Annotated in this window: 5 protein-coding genes and 2 pseudogenes; 3 read left to right on the top strand and 4 right to left on the bottom strand. The window is 58.4% G+C overall.

Going from position 1 to position 6,947, the window contains the following annotated elements; all coding sequences use genetic code 11:
- On the top strand, positions 1 to 513 hold a 513-nt coding region (locus JKG68_RS18950), incomplete at its 5' end, for a DUF6880 family protein (protein ID WP_376773176.1).
- A 161-nt stretch (positions 514 to 674) separates the two neighbouring features.
- Here the strand turns inward: JKG68_RS18950 and JKG68_RS18945 are convergent.
- A complete protein-coding gene (locus tag JKG68_RS18945; protein ID WP_202062652.1) occupies positions 675 to 1,043 on the bottom strand; it encodes a hypothetical protein in 369 nt (122 codons plus the stop codon).
- Positions 1,044 to 1,338: 295 nt separating this feature from the next.
- Here JKG68_RS18945 and JKG68_RS33530 point away from each other — a divergent pair.
- Both JKG68_RS33530 and JKG68_RS18935 read left to right on the top strand, forming a co-directional pair.
- Positions 1,339 to 2,241, top strand: a pseudogene (locus JKG68_RS33530) (Fic family protein); the annotation flags it as partial.
- Positions 2,233 to 2,421: pseudogene (locus JKG68_RS18935) on the top strand (DDE-type integrase/transposase/recombinase); the annotation flags it as partial. The pseudogenes JKG68_RS33530 and JKG68_RS18935, both read left to right, overlap by 9 nt.
- Before the next feature lie 528 nt (positions 2,422 to 2,949).
- Here the strand turns inward: JKG68_RS18935 and JKG68_RS18930 are convergent.
- From JKG68_RS18930 to JKG68_RS18920, 3 genes are all read right to left on the bottom strand, one after another.
- Entirely contained in the window at positions 2,950 to 4,104 is a 1,155-nt protein-coding gene (locus tag JKG68_RS18930) for an epoxide hydrolase family protein (RefSeq protein WP_202062650.1), read from the bottom strand.
- 279 nt (positions 4,105 to 4,383) lie between these two features.
- Positions 4,384 to 5,472 (bottom strand): SDR family oxidoreductase, encoded by a 1,089-nt coding sequence (locus tag JKG68_RS18925; RefSeq protein WP_202062649.1) that lies wholly within the window; start codon positions 5,470 to 5,472, stop codon positions 4,384 to 4,386.
- On the bottom strand, positions 5,469 to 6,842 hold the full coding sequence (locus JKG68_RS18920; RefSeq protein WP_202062647.1) for an aminotransferase-like domain-containing protein: 1,374 nt from the start codon (positions 6,840 to 6,842) through the stop codon (positions 5,469 to 5,471). Before JKG68_RS18920 ends, JKG68_RS18925 begins: the two co-directional genes overlap by 4 nt.
- Positions 6,843 to 6,947 lie beyond the last annotated feature (105 nt).

The raw sequence follows: 6,947 nt of genomic DNA, 5'->3' as shown, positions 1-6,947 counted from the left end.
GGGCGAGCGGATGAGGCGCAGGCGTTTCGTTGGGTCTGCTTTGAGCGCTCGCTCAGCCCGGAGCACCTGCGCTCCTATCTCAAGCGCCTGCCCGACTTTGAGGATCTCGAGGCTGAGGAGCGGGCCATCGCTCATGCCCTGAGCCATTCGAGCGTGCACCATGCCTTAAGTTTCCTGGTGACCTGGCCGGCGCTGGACCAAGCCGCGCACCTGGTGCTTGCCCGTGCAGACGAACTCAACGGCGACTTCTACGAGATCATGGCGCCGGCCGCAGCTGCGCTGGAGGCCAAACATCCTCTTGCGGCTACTGTTCTCCGCCGGGCCTTGATCGACTTTGCCCTGGAGCGAAACAGGACCAAGCGGTACCAGCACGCTGCCCGCCACCTTGAGGAGTGCGAGAGCCTTGCTGACCGAGTTGAGGATTTCGGCAGGTTTGAGGCTCATGATGTCTACATGAAGCGCCTCAAACTCCAACACGGCCGCAAAACCTCGTTCTGGAGCTTGATCGTGTAAGGACGGCACAGCTGGTTCTGCTGCGCTGCCATACCCAGCCAAGGCCATGTGAGAGGGATGCGAACGAAAGCAGCCCTATAGGGGCGATGCTTGACGCCGAAACACAGCTTTGCTCAAGATTTCAACGAAGTTCGCGAGAAGAATACCGCATGAGCCCATCGTCACACTGGACCCTGTTCATCGCCCGGCCCGGAAGGGATCGGCAGCACGTCATTCGGGATCCTCAAGGCGAGCCTCGGCTCATCTTTGGCGAAGACGATGGCACGCGGATCAACGATCGTCTGGCGAGGTATCTTGTCGAGAGCCTGGATGCGGGTCTTGATGTTGAAGATCCGAATCCTGACGAGGGTTGGTTCCTGGACAGACCGGGAGACGGTGACGAGCAGGATCCGGCCATTCTCATCTGCGACCCTGATTTCGAGATCCGGCTCGAGATCCTCGACACGGGTAGCCTTGAAGAGGATCAGGCACTCGGCCGCAAGGTTGTGGCTCTGATCAACACCTACATCATCCAGAACGAAGTTCCACATCCAAGCGCTTCCTCCGCTGGCCTTTCAACGGGAAAGCAGCAAACCGGAATCAAACGTTGAACGATGGAGCAGATGGAAGCCCCCTGGCCAGGCAGTCATGACTTGGCATTGTCGCCGACTTCTTATCGAAATGCTTATTATGCAAAATGTTATATCTATATTAGCGAGCTGCATCGAAGCCTCTGCTTATAGAACGGTTTTGGCATTCGGCTTATTTAAGGCTGCTTACCTTACAATCCCGCTTAGTTAAACAAACGGCACCTTGCTTAATTAACGCGCCCTGCAACAGTTGGTTATGACCGAAGCTGATTCCACCAACTTGCGGCTTGGCCGCTTCGTCGAAATCCCGGTTGCAGGGGAAACCGTGCGCGCTTTCGTCCCGCCACCACTTCCACCTCAACCGCCCATCGATGTCCTTCCGCTGCTTGAGCGGCTCAGCTTGGCCGAGCGTGCGCTGGGTCGGCTCGACGGTGTCACCATGCTCCTGCCGCGTCAGGAGTTGTTCTTGTACATGTATGTCCGAAAGGAGGCCGTGCTTTCCTCCCAAATCGAAGGCACCCAGTCGACACTATCCGACCTGTTGCGGTTCGAGACCGAAGCCCAAGCAGGCCAGCCCATTGACGACATTCGCGAGGTCTCGAACTACGTCGATGCGATGATGTACGGACTTGAGCGCCTCCAAGACTTACCACTCTCCCTCCGTCTCATTCGCGAAATGCATGCCCGCCTTCTTCAGAGCGCTCGTGGCGGCAGTAAGAGCCCAGGGGAGTTTCGGCGCTCTCAGAACTGGATCGGTGGCACACGCCCGGGCAATGCCCTCTTCGTCCCTCCCCCTGTGACAGAGCTCGAGGCCTGCCTTGGCGCTCTCGAGCAGTTCATGCATGAGGACCGTTCCAAGTTGCCGGCCCTTCTCAAGGCAGGGCTGCTGCACGTTCAGTTCGAGACCATCCATCCGTTCCTGGACGGCAATGGCCGGATCGGACGCCTGCTCGTCACTCTCTTCCTCTGTGTCCATGGCGTGCTTCACAAGCCGCTGCTCTACCTCAGCCTGTATCTGAAGACCCACCGGGCTGACTACTATCGTCTGCTGCAAGAGGTTCGAGAGTACGGCGCTTGGGAGGCTTGGCTCGAGTTCTTCCTCGACGGGGTAGCCGAAACCGCGAACCAGGCCTTTGAGGCCGCCACACGGATCATCGAACAGGATCATCGGGCGATCAAGCGGCGGATCTGGCCGATGCTTGGGTTCAAGTCTTCGAACAGCGCTCGCGTGATCTTGGGCGGGATTGAACTGGTTCACATGATGCGGAAAGGACAGGCGAAGTACGCCCACAATCTGCAGCTGTCACTCGCAGAGCAATTCGATCTGCTCGCCGCATGAGCTCTCCAGAAGTACCTGATCCTTTCTCGCCTCTGATCCGGATTTGCGACAGAACCCTTGAACCAGCTATGCTGTTAATTAAGTCTCATTGCATCCAAGGGCGGTTAACGTGACGGGCCCCTGAGAGACACTTGTAAGGCGATCATCCAGCGTGGCATCGCCGCCTGGGATGTCGGGGCGAGCAGTTCCTAAGACTTGTTCGCTGGGAAATTGAAGCGACTATCACCGTGAGTTCGCTGACTTCGAAGACCCATGGCAGCCGTTTGGCCTTGATCGGCGCATAACATCCGGTCCGCTATGCGGGAGGTCCGCTCCTGGCACTTCTGCGACGTAATCGCTAGGACCGCTTAGGGTTCTAAGAGCTGACGTTCGTTGAGTGGGGCGAGCTTCAGGGACCGATTCGATACCCACCTTCATAAGATCAACCGCCTTCTATTCGAAGGATTTGGGTCGCACACTCTGCATCGTGCCAGAGCACCGCACTTGCTTGCGTCCATTTCGGCGGCCGCAAGCGATAAGTCATCTGTCTCAGCGAAGCATTCGGAATAGAGCGCGTACTTCTTGAGCTAGAGCTTCTGGCTGTTCCATCGCGGCGAAGTGCCCGCCACGCTCCATCACACTCCAACGCTGAAGGTTCGTGAACGTTCTCTCAGCAGCAGAACGGGGCGGCCTCAGCATCTCACGTGGGAACTCACAATATCCTGTCGGTACGGCTACGGCTTCACCGTATGGAATAGGCCAAGGCCCGTGCATCCGAGCATAATAGGGCCAGAAGGACGAGCCAATCGCGCCTGTGAACCAGTAAAGGCTAATGTTTGCCAACAGGTGATCCCGTGAAAACACAGCCTCGATGTCTCCGCCGCAGTCCGACCACGCCCGGAATTTCTCCACGATCCACGCTGCAAGGCCAGTTGGGGAATCCGTCAGCGCAAAGGCTAGCGTCTGCGGCCGGGTCCCTTGGATCCATTGGTAGCCGGTCTCCTCCTTAAGCCAGACTTGAAGCTCGTCCAGGAAGCGGCTCTCCTCGGGTGTCGGATCGGATAAAATCGTTGGGTCACGCCGGATTGGCATCATGTTGAGATGGATGCCGGATAGGCGCTCCGGGTAGGCGTAGCCGAGCCGAGCAGTGACGAACGCGCCCCAGTCGCCTCCCTGGGCTCCGAATTTACGGTAACCCAGCACTTCGCTCATCAGAGCAGCCAAACAGTCCGCAATGCTCTCAACTCCGAACCGCGGCTGACCAGGAGCAAAGGAGAGGCCGTAGCCCGGTAGAGAGGGAGCGACGATCGTGAAGGCATCGGCAGGGTCGCCTCCGAATCGCTCTGGATCAGTAAGGCGGGGGATCAGCTCGATAAACTCAAAGATGGAGCCTGGCCAGCCGTGCGAGAGCAGGAGAGGGTGGGGATCAGGACCCACTCCCGGGACATGCAGGAAGTGCAGATCAATGCCATGCAATTGGACCTTATATTGCGGGAAGGCATTCAGCCTCGCCTCTTGCGCGCGCCAGTCGAAGCGATCGCGCCAATATTCGACGAGGGTGCTCAAGTAGGCGACATCAGTGCCATACGCCCATGGCTCGCCCGGTGCTTGGTCTGGAAGGCGCGCGCGTAGCAAGCGCACACGCAGATCCGCAATGGAAGCGTCCGGGACTTGCAATTTGAAAGGCTGTGGTTGGATGGTCATGGCCGTCATACTCCCTGATCAAAATTAAAACCCTAGCCTCTTCCACTTCGTACAGAGCCATTCCTGAGTAGCAGCATAGTTGAACGCGCGGGCCGCTACACCTGCTGGAGAGTGACGCTCGCCAAGGCGGAAAACACTAAGCTAGCTTCGGCCCGCGATGCGTGGATGGTCGAGTGTAATGTTAATGCTGGATTGTCCTGGGCGTCAGCTTGGAACTCAAACCTGAACCTCCGATGCAACTCGCTGATAACGTGGGGATGAGCGCCGGGGCACCACACGTCAACACGGCAGGATCCTAGCCTCTTGTAGCCGTGTGAAGGTGGTATCAAACATCTCTTCGCTATCCATGCAGTCATGGAAGCCGTGCTTTCGTGCCTTGATCGTTGAGACAAGCGAGTGGTGCGCATAGTTGCGCCCATGTCGCAGCAAATAATCCATAAACTGCCAAGAAGAGACGATTTCCTCATAGCTATACGGCACTAGGCTATGTTTCTCGACAATGCGATCCCAAACGGGCGCCTTGTCTAGCATCGTCTCAGCCAGGGAAAAAGAATGGGCGATACCCGGCTCAACACCGAAGCGCTTCGCAAAGCGAGGCCACAGATTGGGCCAAGAGAAGCAATCTCCGTTGGCGATATTGTAGATCTCGCCCGCGCAGCGAGGCTCCCGTCCGGCCCACAGGATCGCTCGCGCCAAGAGGTTGGCATCGACGGCCTCCTGGAAGCATGGAGGCCCCCCGGGAAAACGCATAGGCTGCCCCAGTTCCCGGCAAATGGATGCATAAACTCCGATGGCTGTGACGGCGTTCATGGGATTACCGAGCGCGAAGCCGCAGACAATCTGCGGTCTGAGCACGGTGAACGCCCATCCCTCTCGACCACTTTTCTCCCGAACCAGATCCTCCTGGTCGTAGTAGAAGTTGGATGAGATGAAGCGTGGATCGCTCTCTTTGGCGGGCATCTTGTAGGGCCCATGGTGTACGCCATAGGCCTTCGTGCCCTGCAGCAGGGTGAGATGCGAGAAGTCGATGCTCAGGTCGGAGAGCGCAGTGAGCAGATTACTCAGCATCAGCACATTGGAGTGGATCTGCTCTTGCGCGCTCCAACCCTTTACCAGGCTCTGCTCCTCGTGAAGGGCGGCATAGACCACGTGCGAAATTTTGCCTTCTGAGGCAAGCTGCTCCCGTAGTCCGGCGAGATCCTTGAGATCAGCGTTGATCCAGCGAGCGTTCGTCTCAAAGTCAGGCTTTCGACGCGACAGGCCTATGACGGACCAACCCGGTGTTCGGGTAAAAAGGTCGAGAGCGGCGCGCCCGACTACGCCTAGGGCACCAACGACCAAGACGACCCCGTCGCTTCCCTTCGTCATGCTGTATCTCCATGGATGCGAGGTTGGGTGTTCAGGAGGCGCTCCAGGCGCTCACAGGCGGTTTCTAAAAGGTCCATGGAGGGCGGCGAGCCGATGACCAACCGTACCGCATGCGGCACCGAACGGCGGCCAACCACGAAGCTGTGCGACGGCGCGATGGTGACCCCGTGAGCGGCGGCTGCCCCAACGAATTCCTCCGCACGCCAAGGCTCCGGCAGGATAAGCCAGACATGAGGGGAGGTTGGGATGGCGTGAGCCTTCCCGAGTACCGGAAACGTAGTGAGGAGCGATACTCGGCGCAACACCTCCGCCTGCTGCCAACGGATCATCTCGTCGATCCGGCCTTCCGTAATCCAGCGGGAGCCTAGCTCCGCCATGATTAGGGTTGCGGCGCCTGTTGACATGCCAACTCCGGATTGCGTCTGAGCCACCTTGTCGGGCGGCGACACAAGACAGCCGATCTTCATCCCTGGGCCAGCGATCCGACCGAGACTGGAGATGAAGTGCGTGCGCTCGGGAGCTAGGGCGAAAATCGGCGGGTCGACGTCCGCCATGATCGTCCCGTACACATCACTTTCGATCACGGGTAAATCGTAACGACGGGCGATTTCCGCGATGGCCTGGCGTCGCTCGAGGGACAGGGTGATGTTCGTCGGATTTTGGCTGCGCGTGGTGCAGTAGATGGCCGCGATCGCCTGCGTTCTGCAGATCTGATCGAGCGCCTCCGGCAAAAGACCGTACTGATCGATCGGAATGCCGACAAGTCGCCTGTCGAGGTGGCTGACGACCATCTTCATCCGTGGATCGGTGAAGTCCTCTGTGGCAATGACCTCCCCGGGATGAGTGATCGTCGAGATTGCAGCCATCATAGCATGCTGGCCGCCATTGGTGAGCACAATCTGGTCCGGTGTCGCGAACACCCCGAAGCGCTTCAGCCAATGAGCGAAGGCTTCGCGATGCTCGAAGCGTCCTGCCGTGGGAGCGCTGCCGAGGATCTGGTCCGGCCGATGCTCCGCCGCCATGGCCTTCAAGGTCTCTCCAAAGAGATCATCCAGCGGCGGCACAGGCACCCGGTAAACCGCCATGTCAATGGGCTCTGCCGATTGTGGCGCGTCCTGGGTGCGTGCCGTCCTTCTGTCCGCGATGAAGGTGCCGCGGCCCACGTGGCTGATCACGAAGCCTTGGGTTTCCAACTCCGCATAGGCGCGCCCCACAGTGCCGACCGCAACGCCCAAGTCATGGGCTAAGTCGCGCTGAGGCGGGAGCTTCTGTCCAGGGGCGAGTTTGCGGTGCGCGATGCCATCGATCACGGCGGTGACGATGGACCGGCTGCGGGCTTTCGTCCCTGATTGTATCAGTTCTTCGATCATATCTTTGCTACAATTTTCCAGATTGTAATAAAACAATCTGTGAGATAGCGTCTACATAAATAAAACAATCTGTCGCTAGTGAATACAATTACACTAAGCGATGGG

Origin of the sequence: Microvirga aerilata (assembly GCF_016743775.1) — a bacterium.
GTDB classification, from domain to species: domain Bacteria; phylum Pseudomonadota; class Alphaproteobacteria; order Rhizobiales; family Beijerinckiaceae; genus Microvirga; species Microvirga aerilata.
This window is presented reverse-complemented; position numbering and strand designations above follow the sequence as displayed.

Bases quoted from the DNA above. Each gene is read 5' to 3' on its own strand.
- JKG68_RS18945 (WP_202062652.1), bottom strand. From the start codon at position 1,043: ATGTGGAACTTCGTTCTGGATGATGTAGGTGTTGATCAGAGCCACAAC.
- JKG68_RS18930 (WP_202062650.1), bottom strand. From the start codon at position 4,104: ATGACCATCCAACCACAGCCTTTCAAATTGCAAGTCCCGGACGCTTCC.
- JKG68_RS18925 (WP_202062649.1), bottom strand. From the start codon at position 5,472: ATGACGAAGGGAAGCGACGGGGTCGTCTTGGTCGTTGGTGCCCTAGGC.
- JKG68_RS18920 (WP_202062647.1), bottom strand. From the start codon at position 6,842: ATGATCGAAGAACTGATACAATCAGGGACGAAAGCCCGCAGCCGGTCC.